The sequence below is a fragment of the Mucilaginibacter sp. SMC90 genome, from assembly GCF_022811725.1.
GTDB lineage: Bacteria > Bacteroidota > Bacteroidia > Sphingobacteriales > Sphingobacteriaceae > Mucilaginibacter.
In genome coordinates, this window is the sequence record NZ_CP094527.1 from 2971957 (window position 1) to 2991797 (window position 19841).

At 43.3% G+C, this 19841-nt stretch carries 12 protein-coding genes; 6 read left to right on the plus strand and 6 right to left on the minus strand.

Features of this window, described 5'->3' with window-relative positions:
- Window positions 1-13: 13 nt before the first annotated feature.
- Window positions 14-361, minus strand: coding sequence for a TfoX/Sxy family protein (locus MTO98_RS12695; RefSeq protein ID WP_243487025.1), 348 nt, complete (start codon window positions 359-361; stop codon window positions 14-16).
- Window positions 362-439: 78 nt separating this feature from the next.
- Window positions 440-1426, minus strand: a complete 987-nt coding sequence (locus MTO98_RS12700) for an aldo/keto reductase (protein ID WP_243487026.1) — start codon at window positions 1424-1426, stop codon at window positions 440-442.
- 205 nt (window positions 1427-1631) lie between these two features.
- On the opposite strand from MTO98_RS12700, the gene MTO98_RS12705 reads away from it, so the two are divergent.
- Complete coding sequence (locus MTO98_RS12705; protein WP_243487027.1) at window positions 1632-1982, plus strand: YciI family protein; 351 nt, start codon at window positions 1632-1634, stop codon at window positions 1980-1982.
- Between the two features lie 42 nt (window positions 1983-2024).
- Entirely contained in the window at window positions 2025-3269 is a 1245-nt protein-coding gene (locus MTO98_RS12710) for an RNA polymerase sigma factor (RefSeq protein ID WP_243487028.1), read from the plus strand.
- A 161-nt stretch (window positions 3270-3430) separates the two neighbouring features.
- On the opposite strand, the gene MTO98_RS12715 is transcribed toward MTO98_RS12710, so the two are convergent.
- From MTO98_RS12715 to MTO98_RS12730, 4 genes are all read right to left on the minus strand, one after another.
- Window positions 3431-5608, minus strand: coding sequence for a glycoside hydrolase family 3 protein (locus MTO98_RS12715; protein ID WP_243487029.1), 2178 nt, complete (start codon window positions 5606-5608; stop codon window positions 3431-3433).
- Between the two features lie 12 nt (window positions 5609-5620).
- Window positions 5621-8941 carry a SusC/RagA family TonB-linked outer membrane protein gene (locus tag MTO98_RS12720; RefSeq protein ID WP_243487030.1) on the minus strand — a complete coding sequence of 1107 codons (3321 nt, stop codon included), beginning with the start codon at window positions 8939-8941 and terminating at the stop codon, window positions 5621-5623.
- 161 nt (window positions 8942-9102) lie between these two features.
- A complete protein-coding gene (locus tag MTO98_RS12725; RefSeq protein WP_243487031.1) occupies window positions 9103-10200 on the minus strand; it encodes a FecR family protein in 1098 nt (365 codons plus the stop codon).
- 51 nt (window positions 10201-10251) lie between these two features.
- On the minus strand, window positions 10252-10896 hold the full coding sequence (locus MTO98_RS12730; protein WP_243487032.1) for an RNA polymerase sigma-70 factor: 645 nt from the start codon (window positions 10894-10896) through the stop codon (window positions 10252-10254).
- A gap of 182 nt (window positions 10897-11078) precedes the next feature.
- Here MTO98_RS12730 and MTO98_RS12735 point away from each other — a divergent pair, with 182 nt between their 5' ends.
- The 4 genes from MTO98_RS12735 (at window position 11079) to MTO98_RS12750 (ending at window position 19835) form a co-directional block, all read left to right on the plus strand.
- A complete protein-coding gene (locus tag MTO98_RS12735) occupies window positions 11079-12518 on the plus strand; it encodes an alpha-L-fucosidase (RefSeq protein ID WP_243487033.1) in 1440 nt (479 codons plus the stop codon).
- 209 nt (window positions 12519-12727) lie between these two features.
- Window positions 12728-15400 carry a glycoside hydrolase family 2 TIM barrel-domain containing protein gene (locus tag MTO98_RS12740; protein WP_243487034.1) on the plus strand — a complete coding sequence of 891 codons (2673 nt, stop codon included), beginning with the start codon at window positions 12728-12730 and terminating at the stop codon, window positions 15398-15400.
- A 13-nt stretch (window positions 15401-15413) separates the two neighbouring features.
- Window positions 15414-17708 (plus strand): family 20 glycosylhydrolase, encoded by a 2295-nt coding sequence (locus MTO98_RS12745; RefSeq protein ID WP_243487035.1) that lies wholly within the window; start codon window positions 15414-15416, stop codon window positions 17706-17708.
- Between the two features lie 9 nt (window positions 17709-17717).
- A complete protein-coding gene (locus MTO98_RS12750; protein ID WP_243487036.1) occupies window positions 17718-19835 on the plus strand; it encodes an alpha-L-fucosidase in 2118 nt (705 codons plus the stop codon).
- The last annotated feature ends 6 nt before the right edge of the window (window positions 19836-19841 follow it).

Consider the following 19841-nt stretch of genomic DNA (forward strand, 5'->3'; position numbering starts at 1 on the left):
CCCGAGAAAGAAATTATTTACTTTTCCTCTTTTCAGAAGCCTTGGCCATGGGGTTAAATTCAAGGCACAGGTTTATCCAGTAGTTCAAATCTTTGCTGGTTTGCAGGTTGAAATCTTCAACATAAACATACCCTTTCATTACCCGTTCACCGCTTAACATTTGATTGCAATTGCCTTTCTCAAGTTCAACCTGTGCTTGTTGTTCGCCAATCCGGCATAGAATATCATTGTCGCGCACACAAACGCACAGTTTGTCATCAACCATAAAACAAACGCCCTGAAACATTTTCTTTTCTTCCACTACGGGCAGATCCATCAATGCTTCGCGGATACGATCGGCCATTTTTTCGTTGTAAGCCATAGGATATATTATTTCACGCAAAGGCGCTAAGCCGCAAGGTTTAATCGACTACGGTGCCTTTGCGTGATGCAATTGTTGTTAGTTTCTATCAACGAATTTATAATTAGCCTCATTGTACCTGTCGCCGGTATTTGGGTACTTGGCTAAAACAGTTTCAATATCCTGCAAATCAGCTGCTGTCAATTCTACATCAACTGAGCCTGCGTTATCCAGCAAGTATTTTCTTCTTTTTGTTCCGGGGATGGGGATAATGTTATCGCCTTGTGCCAAAACCCATGCAAGTGCAAGTTGAGCAGGTGTACATTGTTTTTGAGCGGCAAGCTGTGCAAATTCATGCGCCAGGCCCATATTGTTTTCGGCATTTGCATCCTGGTAACGGGGAAGGCTTTTCCTGAAATCGTTATCAGCCAGTTTGGTTACGTCCAATGCATTGGTTACCAGGCCACGTACCAGCGGGCTAAACGGCACAAACGAAATACCTAACTCTTTGCAAACAGGTAATATTTCAGCCTCAACATCGCGGGTTAATAATGAATATTCGCTTTGCAAGGCGCTGATGGGATGTACCGCATGTGCGCGACGAACGGAGTTGGCCGAAGCTTCGGACAAACCAAGGTATTTTACTTTACCTTCTTTTACCAGGTCGGCCATGGCACCAACCATTTCCTCAACCGGTACATTGGGATCAATACGGTGTGCATAGTACAGATCGATCACATCTGTTTTTAAGCGTTTAAGGCTTTTTTCAACTGCTGTTTTGATATAAGCAGGAGAGCCGTCAAATTCGGTAAGTTTGCCGTCTGCACCAGCCCTGAAGCCAAACTTGGTAGCAATGAAGATCTTATCACGATTTGGCACTAATACCTTTGATACCAGCTCTTCATTGCGGCCGTTGGCATACACATCGGCCGTATCCCAAAAGTTAATGCCTATTTCTATCGATTTTTCAAGGGTTGCTATTGATTCATCATCATCCGGCTGGCCATAGGCATGGTTCATACCCATGCAGCCCAATCCAATAGCCGAAAGCTCAACTTCGGTGTTTCCTAATTTTCTGTATTTCATGATGTGGTAGTGTAATGTATAATGTAAAATTAAGTTAAATAGATTGTTGAAATCAAGGTAGTTTTATGATAGAATTGTAAAGTATTCATTGCAATTGATGAGTTCAATTCATATTTTCTAATTACTTTAATAAAAAAATCACGCGCCTGTCCAATTCCGGTTAGCCTGATCGTCTTTTGGTTTTTAACCATTAAATTCAAGAAACATGAACGAGTTCTTATTGATCTTCAGAAGAGATGTAGAAGCCAGCGCGGCACAACGGTCGCCGGAGCAAATGCAAACCATGATGAATTACTGGCGCGAATGGATTGGCGGTATTGCAGCACAAAACAAACTGGTTGCAGTTGGCAACAGGTTGGATACTAACGGCAGCGTAGTTAAGCCAGACAATGTGGTAACCGACGGTCCCTATGTAGAAGTTAAAGAAGCGATAGGCGGTTACAGCATTATTAAAGCGTCATCGCTGGAGGAAGCCACCGAGCTATCAAAAGGCTGCCCGATATTATCGGTAGGGGGTAGCGTTGAGGTTCGTCCTATTATCCCAATGGAAATGTAGAATGATTTTGCAGCCTTCCATACACGGGAGGCTGCTTGCTTTATGATGCAGCAAGATCAGCTTTTACCACATTTATTCCGCTCCGAATATCAAAAGATAATAGCAGTGTTATGCCATTATTTCGGCTTTGAACATATAGAAGCAGCCGAAGATATTGCCAGTGACACTTTTCTCACAGCTGCCGAAACATGGGGGATCAGGGGCTTGCCGGATAATCCCAAAGCATGGTTATATACCGTGGCCCGTAACAAAGCAACAGACTATGTAAGGCGCGGTTCAAAGTTTAAGCAAAAGATAGCCGAAGGATTTGCTACGGAGAATGATTGTGACGATACTCAGATAGATCTTTCCGATCAAAACATCAGCGACAGCCAGCTGCAAATGATGTTTGCCATTTGTCATCCAAGCCTTTCGGCCGAAGCGCAGATTGGCCTTGCGTTAAGGATCCTTTGCGGTTTTGGGATCGATGAAATTGCCGAGGCTTTTTTATCAAATAAGGAAACCATCAATAAACGCCTGTTCAGGGCAAAGGAGAAGCTTAGGGAGCAAAAGGTAAAGATAGTTTTTCCGGAGCCGGCCGATATTGTTAACCGGTTGGGCATTGTACTCAAAACTTTGTACCTGCTGTTTAATGAAGGCTATTATTCCAGTTGCCAAAGTGCCACATTGCGTAAAGACTTATGTTTGGAGGCCATGCGGCTTAACTATCTCCTAGTAGAAAATAAGCAAACCAACCTGCCCGAGGTAAATGCTTTATTATCATTGATGTGTTTTCACGCTTCACGTTTTGATGCCCGGATAGATGATAACGGCGAAATGATCCGTTATGATGACCAGGACAGGAAGCTTTGGAATGATGAGCTGATAGCAAAAGGTAAACACTACCTCAACCTTGCATCTAAAGGTAGCGAAGCAGGCAAATATCATATTGAAGCCGCCATAGCCTATTGGCATACGGTTAAAACTGATAATGCCGAAAAATGGGAAAACATATTGATGCTCTACAACAGATTGCTAATTGCTGCTTATTCGCCTGCGGCGGCGTTGAACCGGGCGTACGCGTTGGCAAAGGTAAGAGGGAAAGAAAAAGCGATTATTGAGGCCGAAAAGTTAAAGCTGGATAGTAATCACCTGTACCATGTATTATTGGGCTATTTGTACACTGATGTTGATAATGAAAAAGCAGTATCGCATTTGAAACTGGCTTTAAAATTAGCAAAGACCCCAGGAGATAGGAGCAGGATAGGGAAGGATTTGGACAGCTTGTTATCAAATGACTGTAAGTAGCCGAAGCCTTGGATTTATATTCTGTTCATCGGGTGGAAAACAAAAAAGCGTCATTGCGAGGTACGAAGCAATCCCAAACTGTACAGGGCGGACCTGCTAATAGGGGATTGCTTCGTACCTCGCAATGACGCTTTTATATAACTATTTCTTTAAACTGCGTCTTAATTAGCTATTTTAAAATCAGCTACCAACTTTTCGTCGGCCGAACTGCTGCCCAATACCAGCTTATAGTTGCCTGGGTAAAGTTTCCATTTATGGGTTGTAAGGTCCCATTTTTGAAGGTCCTGAACGGGGATCTTTAAAGTAACTGATCCTTCTTTATCCTGCTCCAGGCTGATGCGTTTAAAGCTTTTTAACTCTTTAACCGGCATCCTGTCGATATTTGGATACTTGATATAAGCCTGTACCACTTCATCGCCGTTAAACTTACCCGTGTTTTTAACATTTACGGTTACAGCAACAGTGTCTGCTTTTTTATAAGTGGTTTTTAATTTGCTGGCAAGGGTATAGTTAAAGCTGGTATAGCTTAAACCGAAACCAAATGGATATTGCACCGGGCCGGTGTAATAGCGATATGTACGCCCTTTCATATTGTAATCGCTGTAATCGGGCAGGTCGCTCATGTCTTTGTAAAAGGTAAGCGGCAAGTGACCAGACGGAGAAACATCGCCGAAGATAATATCAGCCAATGCGTTACCGCCTTGTTCGCCGGGGTACCAGGCAAATATAATGGCATCGGCATAAGGCTCAATGGCCGATACATCAACATCGCTGCCTGCAGTAATTACAGCTACAAGGGGTTTATTTTTTACGCTTTTACGCAACTCTTTCATAAACGCAATTTCGCTGGCTGGCAGGCTTAGTGTTTTTTTGTCGCCTCCGCTTTCGGCCAGGAACGCATCACCCGCTTCGCCTTCAAGAACAGGGGAGAGGCCAATTACTGCGATAGTTGCATCGGCGTTTCCGGCTGCCCAAGTACCGCCAAAATGGGTGGTATCTTTATAATCGCAACCCAAATCATACTCAACACGGGTAGCTTTATCAACCGCGCCGGTAATGCCTTCAACAAAATTGATCACCTTGCTGCTGGTGCCATGGTAGTTGGCTATCATAGCATCAAGTGAAGCTGCATTTGGCCCAACTATCATAATGCTTGAGTAGTTGCTTTTTTTGAATGGCAAAACATTGTTGTTATTCTTTAACAATACCATGCTTTGCTGAGCGACTTTACGTGCCAAAGCCAAATGTTGTTCATTATGAACGCTGTCGGCACCGTAGCCGTGGTATGGGTTAGCGGCTGGATCATCATAAAAGCCCAGTTTAAATTCGGTGCGTAATATGGCGCTCAGGGCTTGATCAACATCTTTTTCGGTAAGGAGGCCCTGTTTAATTGCTTTGATACCGTCGTTTTGCAAAATAGACGAACAATCCAGGTCAACGCCGGCTTTGATGGCAGCAGCAGCTACTTCAACGGCGGTTGGCAGGGTTTTGTGGGTAAGGTACACATCATCCAATGCGCCACAATCAGTAACTACATGGCCGTTAAAGCCCCATTCTTTCCGCAGGATATCGGTTAGCAACACTTTATTGATAGAGTTTGGTACGCCGTTAACACGGTTGTATGCACTCATTACCGATTCAACGTGGTTTTTAACCAGCTCGTGAAAAGCATACAGGTAAGTTTCACGCAGGTCTTTTTCGTCAACCTTGGCGTCAAATTTGTCGCGGGTAGCTTCGGGGCCGCTATGTACGGCAAAGTGTTTTGCTGTGGCCGATGCTTTCAGGTATTTAGGATCATCGCCTTGCAAGCCTTTAACAAAAGCCGAACCCATACGGCCTGTCAGAAAGGGGTCTTCGCCGTAAGTTTCCTGGCCGCGGCCCCAGCGTGGATCACGGAAGATGTTGATATTAGGTGTCCAGAAAGTGAGGCCCATGTATTGCAGGTGCCTGTCCTGCGCAATGGCCAGGTTATATTTTGCACGGGCTTCGGTTGATATGGCGGTTGATACCTGCTTTAACAAATCATCATTAAATGTAGCCGACATGCCAATGGCCTGCGGAAATATAGTAGCCTCACCGGCTCGGGCTACACCATGTAATGCCTCGTTCCACCAGTTATAAGCGGGGATACCTAAACGGGGTACGGCCTGGCTGCGGTAGCCTAACAGAGAGATCTTTTCTTCGAGCGTCAATTTTGATAAAAGGTCTTTCACGCGCAAGTCAATCGATTGCGAAGCGTCTTTGTAAAAAGGGGCCTGGGCTTTTACGGTCGAAAAATTCAATAGTACCGTTAATAATGCCAAACAGCGCAGGGTAGTTTTTTTTATGGTGGATGCCATTTTTAAAGTGATTTATTTTTTGAGTTTAAAGTTAATATTTATTCCGTAAGTGTGCGTAGGAGGCAGGCTCGCCCCCTCTATTCCTGCATATTTAATATCCGGCGAAAAGCCCGATTCCGGGTCAATATTGTCGGTACGTTTCATAATAGTCCACAAATTTCTTCCAACCAATGAGAAGGTTATACTTTCAAATGGCGTATTCTTTAAGAAATCCTTTCCGAAATTATAGCCAAATGTAACCTGGCGCAATTTAATAAACCTCCCATCTAAAACATTCAATGCCGATACATTTTGAGCCAAAGCCTGGTAATAAGCCTGCGATTGTGCCACTACCATATTTTTTTCGCCGTTTTCATTTACGCCATCACCCAGCACCCCGGTTTCGCGGCCTGCTAAAGTTAATTTATTAAAGCCCCGGTAAATACTGTTATAGTTAGTTGCCGAAAGTATCTTGTTTCCAAACCTGTAATCGATCAGAAAACTCAGGTTGAAATTTTTAAATACGAAGTTATTATTTAAACCGCCATAAATATTGGGTACGGCACTGCCCATTGGTACGCGCGGCCCCCCCATGGGTAAACCGTTTCCATCAAAAATGATTTGTCCCTTGTCATTTCGCAGATAGTCGTTAGCCATAATTTGCGGGCCAGGTAAGCCCTTAACCAGCGACGTAGTGGCATTCAGAGGGCGGTAAGTTCCAAAACTTATATTAGCTGATTCAGGAGTGCCATCTGTTTGAAGGATTTTGTTTTGCACATAGGTGAAATTAAATGAAGGCGACCAGTTAAAATTAGCCGTTTTAAATGGCGTGCCGTTTAATTCAATTTCAATGCCGTTGTTTTGAGTTGAGCCTGTGGGTATAAACCGCCGTGCAAAACCGGCTGCCAGGTCCAGGTCGCCTTTAATAATCTCATTTCTTGTTCGGCGATGGAAATACGCTACATCCAGGCCCAGCCGGCCATTTAAAAATTTCAAGTCCGTACCTATTTCGCTTTCTGTAAGCGTATAAGGTTTAAGAAACAGGTTTGGCAGGCTATCGCTAAAACTGCCTATCGAAACTCCATTTATTGAATTATTAGTTGTATAATACTGTGTTGTTACATAGGCATCGGTAGGTTCGCCACTTGTTTGTGCGTATGATAAACGCAGCTTACCAAGGCTGATAAACGGAATATGGATCAGATCGGTAAAAAGTAAACTTGCAGATACTGAGGGTGTAAAAATACCCCGGTTGTCGCTTGGAAGCGTTGAGTATGCATCGTAACGCCCTGTAGTTGAAATTGTAAGGTAATCTTTCAGCGAAAAATCTATCGAATAATAACTTGAGTGGGTTTCGGTGCTTTTATAGCTGTAGCTACTGTTTTTTATACTCAAGTTATTGAAGCTGTAAAAATTAGGGATTATAAATGGCCCTCCAAATAACCGGGTATATTCATACGTGTTTTTTCTGACATTGGCCCCGGCAGAGAGGTCAAAACTTAAAAGATTTTTTATTAGGTCGTGTTTTACGCCAATCAAAATATCACTGTTAAGTTCAGATCGTTGTGTGCTTGATTGTTCGTCCAATCCCCCCATGCCGCCAGGATAATATGCCGTGCCCGTAGGCGTAATTGTTAATCTTTTATCGTACAAAATATCATCGCCTATTCTGAGTTGTGCGTACAGCCAATTAGTTAGGTTATACTTTGCACTTAATGCAGATATTAAACGGCTGCGGGTGGTATTATTAACAAATTTATTTACAGTGAAGTATGGATTTGTAGTATAAGTATCTCCGTTCCACCTTAATTCGGCACCATCACTGGTGTAGCCGGGTTGTAAAGTGGCCTGGCTCTCGTTGGCAGCAAGATATTGAATGTTGTTTGCGTTAAAAGGGCCATCACTAAGATTAGGTTTCAGGTTAGATGATTCGTTAATATAATTTGCTACAACATTAATCTCAAGCTTTGAGGTTACGGACTGGGTGGCCGTAATATTAAAAGTTTTACGGTTAAGTCCACTATTACGAATAATCGATCCGTTTGAAAGATCAGAAGCAGACAAACGAAAACTACCGGTTTCATTACCGCCGCTAAATGCTACAGTATTGGTATAGGTGTATCCGCGCCGGTAAAATTTATCTATATTATCGGTAACGGCCGAGTAAGGGTAATATTTTCCGTCAAACTGTATAGTTGGTTTGCCATCAAGTTTTTCGCCCCAGCCAAAGTTACCGGAGCTGATAGCACTGGTTACAGTTGTGGGCCTGATGCCGTACAGGCCCTGGCCATACTCAGTTTGGTAATCAAAAGTATTAATGGCTTTATCTGTTTGGTAATTGGTATTAAACTCAACCCCAAACGCCGAGTTTTTTTTTCCTGTTTTTGTTGTGATCAGGATAACTCCGTTGGCTGCCCTCGCTCCATAAAGAGCTGATGCCGCCTGGCCTTTTAATACAGTCATACTTTCAACATCATCAGGATTGATGTTGCTTATCCCGTCGCCAAAATCGGCTCCGCCCCATTCATTGGCTGCACCGCGTTGGGTGTTATCAATAGGAATGCCATTAATGATAAATAAAGGGGCGCTTGCGCCAAAACTGGTAACCCCTCTGAGTAAAATGCGTGCCGATAATGCCGGCCCGCCATTAACGCCATTTATGCTTAAACCAGCCACACGGCCTTCAAGGGAGTAAGCTATATTTGATTCTTTTGCTTTATCAAGCACGTCGCCACCAACAGTTGTTACCGAATAGCCAACTTTTTTTTCGTCCTTCTTTATACCAAGCGCAGTTACAACAACTTCGCTTAAAATATTACTTGCTGTAAGCGTAATTTTAAGAGGATCTGCCCCCGATAGTTTTACTTCTTTTGTAATGTAGCCAACAAAACTTATCAGCAATGTTGACTGGTCAGGAGCTTCGAATGAAAAGGCACCCTGCTGATCTGTAGGAGCTCCCATAGTTGAGCCTTTAACCCTAACTGTAGCACCAACAAGCGGTGCCCCATTTTCGTCGGCAACAATCCCTGTCACTTTAGCTATGTTAACTATTTCGTCAACAGGGGCAATTACAATCAGGTGATTGGCAAGTTCGGTATAGGCAAAGCCCGAGTTGGCTAAAATTTTATCTAAAATGCTTTTAACATCTTCGTTATCAACGTTTAAATCTACCTTGCTTAAAACGGGGATCTTCCTTTCGCTGTAAACAAAATGATAAATGCTTTGATGTTCAATAGTTGATATTATCTTTTTAAAATCGGCTGATTTTAAATTAATAGTGACACGGGTTTGTGAATATACAGTTAATATAGCCAGTAAATTGAAGATTAATATTAACGTAAGCCGTATTTTCATTTATACCAATAACCTAAACCTGTCGTCAACACCTATTAGGGGTGTTTAAATTTACATAAATTTTATAATTAGAACAGGTAATAGTGTAAAATGAACGAATTGGTGTATAACAATTATGAATATTGTAAAGCGAAGTTACAGCTTACTTGACTAAGTAACAGTTAGTAAATATAAATAGCGGAGTTTTTCACTTTGTAGTGAAAATCTTCGGTAATGCGCAAAGCGTCGAGTGCCTGGGTAACGGTTTCTTTTTCATAAGTACCGGTAAAACGGTACTTCTTCATTTCATCATTTTTAAACTTGATATTGACACCATACCAGCGTTCCATCCTGATGGCCAGATCGGCAAAGCTCTCATCTCTGAAAATAAGTTTATTTTGTGTCCAGGAAGTTTCTAAAACGGCACTATCATCCTGATGAAGACGGGTAAAGCTTGTTAAAACATATTGCGTACCCGCACTGCTATCGGTAGCCGGCGAAAGTTTGTCCTGTTTTTTACGTACAGTGGTAAACGACCCTTTTTTTACGATTAGTTTTTCGCTTGGCTTCAAAATAATCCTGTCCGACGGTCGGTCGTCAAGTGTAACTTCAATAGCACCCCTGATCAGGGTTGTTTCGCTTGATGGGTCATCAGGGTATGATTTAACATTGAAAGCGGTACCCAGCACCTTGATGTTCATTTTTTCGGTGTGGATAATGAACGGATGTTCATGGTCTTTGTGTACGTCAAAAAAAGCTTCGCCACTTAAATAAACTTCGCGGGTTTTACCTGTGAAGCTTGTTGGGTACCTTAACGAACTTTTTGAGTTAAGCGTGATACGAGTGCCGTCAGACAGTACAACCGCTGATTTCTCGCGGACAAAGGTATTTTTATTTTGCCATGTACTGGGCGATGTATTTGCTATTTCATGGCCCGATACAACCGTTTTTGTATAAAAGAGATAAGCGCAGCCTGCTATCAAAACAACAGCTGCCGCTGCGCGCCAAAGGTAATAGATGGTGCCCTTTTTGCCAGGGGTAATATTAGTTGAAGGCTCGGTAACTTCCTGTGCCTTAATTTTTGATTTTATTTTTTGAAAGCTGAGGGCATTATCGGTATACGCGGTATCGTTGTGTTTCCAATAAGTAGAAAGTGCTTCATATTGCTCGCGAAGGGAAGCATCATTTGCCAGGCAACGCTGAAGTTCGTCATGTTCATCAGAGCTGATCTCATTTGACAGTTTTTTGCCCGCCAGCTCTATAAATTTATCATTGCCCATCTTAAAATTGCATCCTTTTTTATGATAGGACAACTTATTTAGATTAATTACCTACAAGTGTAAAAAAAATAATTGAAAAATTGCAATTGTTAATCCTAAAATGTTGATTTCTTTGGCTTTAGATGTTTGTTCGTTGTGTTTGTTGTATTGTGTCAAAACGACACTAAGTTTCTTGATTGCACGAAACAATTGAGTTTGTACGGTGCGGGGCGAGATATTGAGAATTTCTGCCACTTCTTTATATTTCATACCATCCTCTTTGATTAACCTGAAAACGATACGACACTGCTGCGGAAGGCCGGCAATAGCCTGATCCATCCGGAAAATGAGCTCTTTGTTTTCTATTTCCTTTTGAGGGTTGTAGGTATTTACAAATTCAACCGAATTGGTTTCTTCGATTTGTACAAGATGAATGGAAGAATATTTTTTAATATGGTTTAATGATTGGTTTTTTACGGCTACAAATAGATAGGTTTCGGGGTTTTGAATTTCGGTGAGGTTTTTACGGTTTAGCCAGCATTTAATAAATACGTCTGAAACTATTTCTTCGGCAATTTCGCGTTGATGCACATACAGCACGCAAAATTTAATAAGCGAGTTATTAAGCACATGGAAAAACAGTTCAAAGGCATTCTCATCATCATTGTTGCAGATGAGTTTCCATAACCTTAGCGTATCAACTTTTCTGTCTCTCAAACCGACGATTTTTAATTAATCAACTAAATTTAAAACTTAATATTGGTGTAACAATAATAATATATTAAAACCGAAAAATAAAAATTTTATGATGTAAGTTGCGATGTTTTTTAAAATATTTTAAAAAGTGTGTAGGCAATACACCATATAAAATTGTCAGTAATTTATAAAATAAAAGCTTGATGAAACGATTATTTACAGCATTTCTTTTGGTTTTTGGTTGCTTTAAAACATTTGGGCAACAGCATAATATGTCAAAGCAATATGTTCCTGCCGGCGACCCAGCGGTTGAGCAAAAAATTGCAAACTGGCAGGACCTTAAGTTTGGTTTGTTTATGCATTGGGGCACCTACAGCCAGTGGGGAGTAGTTGAAAGCTGGAGCATTTGCCCCGAAGACGAAGGTTGGACGCAACGCCGCGGCCCCTATGGAGCCACCTATAACGGCTACAAGGCAGCTTATGAAAACTTGCAGACCACCTTTAACCCGACAAAGTTTAATCCCGAAAAATGGGTAAAGGCAGCAAAGGATGCCGGGATGAAATATGTGATCTTCACTACCAAACACCATGATGGTTTTTGCATGTTTGATACTAAAGAAACCGATTATAAGATCACGAGTAGCAAAACGCCTTTTTCAACCAATCCAAGAAGTAACGTAACCAAAGAGATCTTTAACGCTTTCAGGAAAGATAATTTTATGATAGGGGCTTATTTTTCAAAGCCCGACTGGCATAGTGAAAACTATTGGTGGCCATACTTCCCGCCAAAAGATCGCAATGTAAACTACGACCCTAAAAAATATCCTGAGCGCTGGCAGAAGTTTAAGGATTTTACCTATAACCAGATCAGCGAGTTGATGAGCGATTATGGCAAGGTTGATATTTTATGGCTTGATGGGGGATGGGTACGCCCTAAAAGCAGTGTTGATACAACTATTGACTGGCAGCGCGGGATCAAGTTTGACCAGGATATCGATATGCCAAAGATTGCTGCCATGGGGAGGCAAAAACAGCCAGGTTTAATAGTTGTTGACCGCACTGTAGCAGGCAAATATGAAAACTATACTACGCCCGAGCAGGAAGTGCCTGAAGTTCCGCTTGATCATCCATGGGAAAGCTGCATAACTATGGGTAACTCCTGGAGCTATGTTCCCGGCGATCATTATAAATCGGTACAGCAAATTGTACAGCTATTGGTGAAGATCGTATCACGCGGCGGTAACCTGTTAATGAACATCGGCCCCGGCCCTGACGGTGATTGGGACCCCGTAGCTTACGAACGTTTGCAAGGCATCAGCCGCTGGATGAAGATCAACGGCGAAGGGATCTATTCCAGCCAGTCGGTAGCACCGTATTCAACAGGTAATATATACTATACAAAAGCAAAAAACAGCAACACTATTTATGCCTTCGCCCTGAGCGATCAGGAAAAAGTGGTTTTACCAGCAACGGTATCTGTAAAACTAAAGGATATTAAAAAGGTAAAAAAAGTTACCCTGCTTGGCAGCACACAAAGCCTTAAATGGAAACAGGTGGCTGATGGTATTGATATCAGCATCCCTGCAAAACTGCAACAGGCAAGCGGCCTTAATGAAGCAGCAGGTTTTAAAATAGTTTATTAATAAGTTATTTAGATACTTTAATTATAAACGTCATTGCGAGGTACGAAGCAATCCCCGATTAGCAGGTCCGCCCTGTATAGTTCGCGATTGCTTCGTGCCTCGCAATGACGGACGTTCAATCAGACAAAATCACACATAATATAGCCAAGTTTTTACAGCTAAATTGATTTGGCAGTTTTTAATTTTGATCATTCATCCAATCCAAATAAATGACAACAACCCGTTCGGCAGGCAGATCTGCATTGTTTAAATTTTCATTAGTGTTATCAATCATTGCTTCAGGCGTTTATCAGAACGCGGAGGCGCAAACCGGTTATGAGCTTAATAGCGGCTGGAAATGCACCTCAATGAATAGTGTTAAGGATAACGGCGCAACTATATCCCAACCAAATTACGATTTGGCTACCTGGAACCCTGCAGTTGTTCCCGGCACTGTGCTTACAACCCAAGTTGCTAATAAACAAGTGCCCGACCCTTTTTACGGCATGAACAATGAAAAGATCCCTGACATTTACAAAGTAGGCCGTGATTATTATACCTATTGGTTTGCTAAGGATTTTAAGGAAGTTGCACCAACAGGCAGCAATCAAACATACCTTAACTTTCGTGGTGTAAATTACAGTTGTGATGTTTTCCTGAACGGGCACAAATTAAACAACAAACTGCACAAAGGCATGTTTTTGCGTCAGAGCTATAACATTACCAAATGGCTGAGCAAAAATGGCAATAACCGTTTGGCTGTAGTTGTTTACCCTCCAGATGTTGTTGGTAACCCTAACGGAGGTCAGGGCGGCGATGGTACCATTGCCCGTGGTGTAGGCATTCAATATACAGCAGGCTGGGACTGGATCCAACCTATTCGTGACCGTAATACCGGCATCTGGGATAAGGTAACTATTGAACATACCGGCGCTGTGGTTATTAAAGATCCGCATGTAATTACGCTGGTTCCGGGCATCCGCCAGCCGGAAGGCGCACAGCAGCCTGCTATTGTACAGGTATCTGCTGAAGTTGAAAATGCTACAGGTGCTGCTGTGAGCGGTACTTTGCAGTATAACTTAGATGGTAAACTGGTATCTCAGCCTGTTACCCTGAAAGCCAACTCAAAACAGGAAGTTAAACTGGCCGATTACAGCCTGAAAAACCCTAAGCTTTGGTGGCCAAATGGCTACGGTCCGCAAAATTTGTATAAGCTTAATTTGCAGTTTGTAGCCGGAGGTAAAGTATCCGACCAAAAAAATATTGAAGTTGGTGTACGCCAGATCACTACCGAATGGAATAACAAAACTGAAAGCCGCCAGGTTAATGTGAACGGCCAAAAGGTATTTATTAAAGGCGGTAACTGGATCATATCTGATCAGATGCTGCGCTTTACCGATGCCCGTTATGATGCCGAAGTTCGTTTTCACCGTGATATGAACCTGAACCTGATCCGGGTTTGGGGTGGTGCGTTGATTGAACGTCCTGAGTTTTATGAAGCTTGCGATAAATACGGTATGCTGGTTTTCCAGGATATGTGGGGTTCGGGTGATTGTAATGGTCGCTGGATCGATCCAATGAAAGCTGATGACCAATGGACCCGCCGTAAATATCCTGATGATCATGATTTGTATCTAAAATCAGTTGCCGATCAGGTTAAACTGGTACGTAACTTCCCGTCGCTGGCTATCTGGTGCGGAGGTAACGAGATTACACCTCCCGAAGATATTTTTGCAGCCCTGCGTGATACCATTATGCCTAAGCTGGATAATACCCGTTGGTTTATCCCGTATTCAAACTCCGAAGAAATGTCGCGTAATGTGCAGGGTGGCAATGGCGACGGCCCTTACGGTATCCAAAGCCTTGCAACTTTTTGGGATTATAGAACTTATCCGTTCAACTCGGAAGTAGGTTCGGTTGGTGTAAGCGATTATGAATCGTTAAAGCGCTTTATCCCTGCCGAAAACATGGTTCTTCCTCAATATGATGCCTCAACCGGGAAAACAACAATGGATCCTGTTTGGGATTATCATAAATATATTGGTTATGATGGCTCTATTGATAAATATGGCAAGGCCAAAAATGTAGAGGACTTTGCAACCAAGGCTCAACTGGTAAATTATGATCAGTACCGTGGCCTCATGGAAGGCTTTAGCTCGCACATGTGGGATTGGTACACCGGTACCATCATCTGGAAAACTCAAAACCCATGGACAGCCATGCGCGGCCAGATGTATGATTATTATCTTGACCCTAACGCCTGCCTTTACGGTTTACATAATGGCAGCGAGCCTTTGCACATCATGTACAATCAAAGCGATGGCATGGTGATGGTGGCTAATAATACCTTTAAAACGCATAGCAATATGCTGCTGGTAGCCAAAACTTATGATATGGACGGCAAAGAAAAGGTATTAACGCAGGTTTTTGCCGATGTAACGCCTACCACAACCAAGCGCTATCTATCGCTGAAAAAAGAAATTGAGAAAGAAGCTAAAGACAAAGGGATATTCCTTTGCCTGCAATTGCTTAAATCTGATAAAGAAGTGATCAGCGAAAATATCTACTGGTTGCCCGATGCCAATGGTGATTTTTCGGGTCTGCAAAAAATGCCTGCCGGTAATTTGGGTGCCACGGCCAAATACCTAAAAAATGGCAAGGTTGAAGTGACCCTGACAAATGAAGGAAACGGTGCTTTGGCATTTTTTAACCGTTTGTCATTAGTTAATGCTGATAGCAAACAACGGATCCTTCCGGCGTTTTACAGTGATAACTACGTAACGGTATTACCTGGCCAAACCAAAAAAGTGGTTATCGACCACAATCCTGGCGCTGATAAAAACCTTGCTGTAACCATCGGCGGCTGGAATGTAGCTGAAAGAACTATATCTATCGACAAATAACAAACAGAAGAGAATGAAAAGTATTTCAAAATATTTGTCGGTGGCGGCGTTAATGCTTACCTGTGTTGGTGGCGCTACTGCCCAGGAAACAGCGGCAAAATTTCCGTTGATCCCATATCCCGCGCAGTTAACTGCAGGCGAAGGCTCGTTTATAATCAACGTGCAAACCGGAATTGTAACCTCCAATGCTTTTAATACGGAAGCTTATGCCCTGAAAGATCTGCTTCGTAAAGGCTTAGGTAAACCTGTTGACGTGAGCAAGGTAAAAAAGGCGCATGCCATTAACCTGGTTTATGATGCAAGCATAACCACTCCCGAAGCTTACCGCATGAGCGTTACTAAAGAGCAGGTTGTAATTCGTGCAAAAGACCCTGCCGGTGTGTTCCACGCGGTAGAAACTATCCGTCAATTATTGCCGGTTGGTATTGAAGCCGGTATTGTGCAAAAGCAGCTTTCGTTGCCTGTTGTGGTTATTGATGACGCACCGGTTTACGAATGGCGCGGGATGCACCTTGACGTATCGAGGCACTTCTTTTCTGTTAGCTACCTGAAAAAGTTTATCGACAGGATGGCCTTGTACAAGATGAACAAGCTGCACCTGCACTTAACCGACGACCAGGGCTGGCGCATCGAAATAAAAAAATATCCACTGCTTACTGAAGCCGGTGCGTGGCGCACTTTCAACAACCAGGATTCGGCGTGTATGAAAAAAGCTAAGGATAATCCGGATTTTGTGATTGATAAAGAGCATATCATCCAAAAAAACGGTAAAACCATGTACGGCGGTTTTTATACCCAGGAGGAAATGAAAGGCGTTGTGGCTTATGCAGCAGCACGTCACATCGATATTGTTCCTGAAATTGATATGCCGGGGCATATGATGGCAGCCATCAACTCGTACCCGTTTTTAACCTGCGATGGCGAAAACAAATGGGGCGACCTGTTTACCAAACCTATCTGCCCTTGCAACGAAACAACCTTCGAGTTTGCCGAGAATGTATTCAGCGAGATCATGCAGATCTTCCCGTCTAAATACATTCACATTGGCGGTGACGAGGTTGACCGTACCAATTGGGGTAAATCGGATGCCTGTAAAGCCTTAATGGCCAAAGAAGGTATCAAAGATTTGGCTGGCTTGCATAGCTATTTCATTAACCGCATGGAGAAATTCTTTAACTCCAAAGGCCGTAAGCTGATTGGTTGGGATGAAGTAATTGAGGGTGGCATCAGTCCGACGGCTATTATTATGTACTGGCGTACCTGGGTGCCTGACGCGCCGGTAAAGGCTGTAAAGAACGGCAACACCGTGATCATGACACCGGGCGAACCGCTTTATTTTGATAACCAACCCGATCAGTATTCGATAAGCAAGGTTTATCATTTTAACCCTGTGCCTAAAGTACTGAATGCCGAAGAAGCGAAATCGATCATCGGCGCACAGGCTAACCTCTGGTCGGAAATGATCCCTTCTGAAAAACGTGCTGATTACATGTACATGCCGCGTTTAACCGCTTTATCTGAAATGCTGTGGACACACAAGGAAGGTGAATATGATTCATACCTTAAACGTTTGACTGAGCAGTACAAAAGGATGGACGCCCTGAAGATCAACTATCGCCTGCCTGATCTGCCTAATTTGCTCAATGAATATGTGTTTACAAATGAAGGTAAACTGAGCATAGCATCTCCGCTATCAAGCCTTACCATTCGTTATACTACCGATGGCACTTTGCCGGATGTTAAATCACCGGTATTGCCATCACAGTTAACAATCACTAAGTCAGAACTGGTAAGGGTTGCCGCATTTACCCCGGCTGGTACCCGTGGCGATGTTTACAACCTGAACTATACGCAACAACAAATGCTTGGTCCGGTAAAAATTGCCCCGCCAAAACCTGGTTTAAATGCCACTTACTATAAAGCGTTTTTTAAACAAACGGCTTTAATGAAGGATGCTAAAGTTGACAGCACATTTACAACCGATAAAATTGAGGTGCCTTCAACAGTAAAAGCCCCATCATTTGGTATCACTTACAAAGGCTATATCGATGTGCCAACCGATGGTATTTACAGCTTTTATTTAACCTGCGATGACGGCGGTATGCTGTACATTGGCGACAAGGTTGTTGTAAATAATGACGGTAACCACTCGGCTCAGGAACGTAGCGGACAGGTTGCACTAAAAATGGGTGCGCATCCGTTTAAGCTTGATTTTATTGAAGGTGGTGGCGGCTTTAAGCTGTTGTTGAAATATAGTGTTAATGGCTCGGCCCCGCAGGATGTGCCGTCCTCATGGTTCAAAAACTAATAACCAATTATGAAGAAATTTACAGGCATAGCCTTATTGTTACTAATGGCCGGCTTAAATGGCTTTAGTCAAACTGCGCCTAAGCCATACGGTGCATTGCCCACGCAGGGGCAGCTCAACTGGCAGGAGACCGGTATGTATTGCATTATCCACTATGGTGTTGATACGTATACCAACAAAGAGTGGGGCTACGGCGACGAAGACCCGAAGATCTTTAATCCATCACAATTCAGCGCGTTGCAGATCGTAGCCGCCGCAAAGGCCGGTGGCTTTAAAGGTGTGGTAGTGGTTGCCAAGCACCACGATGGTTTTTGTATCTGGCCTACCAAAACTACTGAACATAATATCAGCAAAAGCCCCTACAAAAACGGTAAGGGCGATATGCTGAAAGAGTACCGTGAGGCTTGCGATAAGCTGGGCATGAAACTGGGTGTTTATTGCTCACCATGGGACAGGAACAATCCAAACTACGGCACCGCCGAATATGTAAAGATCTATCGCGAACAGCTGAAAGAGCTGTACACCAACTATGGTCCGCTGTTTATTTCATGGCATGATGGTGCCAATGGTGGTGATGGCTATTACGGTGGCAAACACGAAGTAAGGAAAATTGACCGCTCTACCTATTACGGTTGGGATACTACCTGGGCCATTACCCGTAAGCTGCAACCCAATGCCGTATTGTTTGGCGATGTTGGCCCCGATGTGCGTTGGGTAGGCAACGAGGAAGGCCATGCAGGCGAAACCTGCTGGGCTACCTATACACCTCATGCACCGGATGAAGGAAAAATCCCGGCTAACGGTTATGTAAAAGATTACGAAGGCACAGAGGGTACCCGTAACGGTAAATACTGGATGCCTGCAGAATGCGACGTGTCATTGCGCCCCGGATGGTTTTATCATAAGACACAGGATGAAGGTGTAAAGTCGCCATATACTTTGCTCGATCTTTACTACAAAAGTGTAGGTCGCGGCGCAGCGCTTGATCTGGGTTTATCGCCCGATACGCGTGGTATTGTTAACGAGATAGATGTTAAAGCATTAACTGAGTTTGGTAACCTGCTGAAACAAACCTTCGCGGTTAACCTGGCAAAGGGTGCTACACTTACTGCAAGTAATGTACGCGGCGGTAACAAAGCCAAATTCGGTCCGCAGTTTTTAGTGGATGACAACCGTTACAGCTATTGGGCTACTGACGATAAAGTAACCACGCCAACTTTAACTATCGATCTGCATTCGCCAAAAACATTCAATGTGATTCGCCTGCGCGAAAATATCAAGCTTGGGCAGCGTATTGAAGCTGTAGCTGTTGATGCCTATTTAAATGGTAAATGGGAGCAGATAGGGGAGGCTACCAGCATTGGCGGCAACAGGCTGATCCGTTTAACACAAAATATAACTGCGGGTAAATTAAGGTTGAGGATCACCGCATCGCCGGTGGCTATTGCTTTGAGCGATTTTGGTATCTATAAAGAACCTGTGCACTTAACAGCGCCAAAAGTTTCCCGCAACAAAAAAGGCGAAGTAAGCATCACCACCGAAGCTCCGGTGAGTGCTATCCATTATACGCTTGACGGACATGAGCCTACTTTGAGCTCGCCTGTTTACAGCAAGCCATTTACATTGAACGAAGGCGGGGTGGTTAAGGCCCGTAGTTTTGAGGGTAAGGATCAGCAAAGCGAAAGCACTTATGTTTCTTTTGGATACGCTAAAACCGACTGGAAGGTACTGGATGCTACAGCCGCTAACGACGGCTGGGGAAAAACAGAAAACGCTTTTGATGAAAATACCGGTAGCCTTTACAGCACGCTGAAAAAAGAAGATGCGCAATTCCCGCAGCAGATCAGCGTTGATCTGGGTAAAGAGCAAAAGATAAAAGCATTCGGCTATTTACCAAGGCAGGACAAACAGGCCGACGGTATAGTGGACAGCTATGTGTTTTACGTTAGTAAAGATGGCAAAGCCTGGGAAAAGGTAGCTTCGGGCGAATTTGCCAACATCAAATCGAACCCTATTGAGCAGCCCGTTGTATTAAAACAGGAAGTATCAGCAAGGTATTTTAAATTTGAAGCCGCACATGTAATTGCAGGGAATGGAATTACAGTGGCCGAATTAAGCGTATATTAATAATCT

Coding starts and splice junctions, on each gene's coding strand:
- MTO98_RS12695 (WP_243487025.1), bottom strand. CDS start 361: ATGGCTTACAACGAAAAAATGGCCGATCGTATCCGCGAAGCATTGATG.
- MTO98_RS12700 (WP_243487026.1), bottom strand. CDS start 1,426: ATGAAATACAGAAAATTAGGAAACACCGAAGTTGAGCTTTCGGCTATT.
- MTO98_RS12705 (WP_243487027.1), top strand. CDS start 1,632: ATGAACGAGTTCTTATTGATCTTCAGAAGAGATGTAGAAGCCAGCGCG.
- MTO98_RS12710 (WP_243487028.1), top strand. CDS start 2,025: ATGATGCAGCAAGATCAGCTTTTACCACATTTATTCCGCTCCGAATAT.
- MTO98_RS12715 (WP_243487029.1), bottom strand. CDS start 5,608: ATGGCATCCACCATAAAAAAAACTACCCTGCGCTGTTTGGCATTATTA.
- MTO98_RS12720 (WP_243487030.1), bottom strand. CDS start 8,941: ATGAAAATACGGCTTACGTTAATATTAATCTTCAATTTACTGGCTATA.
- MTO98_RS12725 (WP_243487031.1), bottom strand. CDS start 10,200: ATGGGCAATGATAAATTTATAGAGCTGGCGGGCAAAAAACTGTCAAAT.
- MTO98_RS12735 (WP_243487033.1), top strand. CDS start 11,079: ATGAAACGATTATTTACAGCATTTCTTTTGGTTTTTGGTTGCTTTAAA.
- MTO98_RS12740 (WP_243487034.1), top strand. CDS start 12,728: ATGACAACAACCCGTTCGGCAGGCAGATCTGCATTGTTTAAATTTTCA.
- MTO98_RS12745 (WP_243487035.1), top strand. CDS start 15,414: ATGAAAAGTATTTCAAAATATTTGTCGGTGGCGGCGTTAATGCTTACC.
- MTO98_RS12750 (WP_243487036.1), top strand. CDS start 17,718: ATGAAGAAATTTACAGGCATAGCCTTATTGTTACTAATGGCCGGCTTA.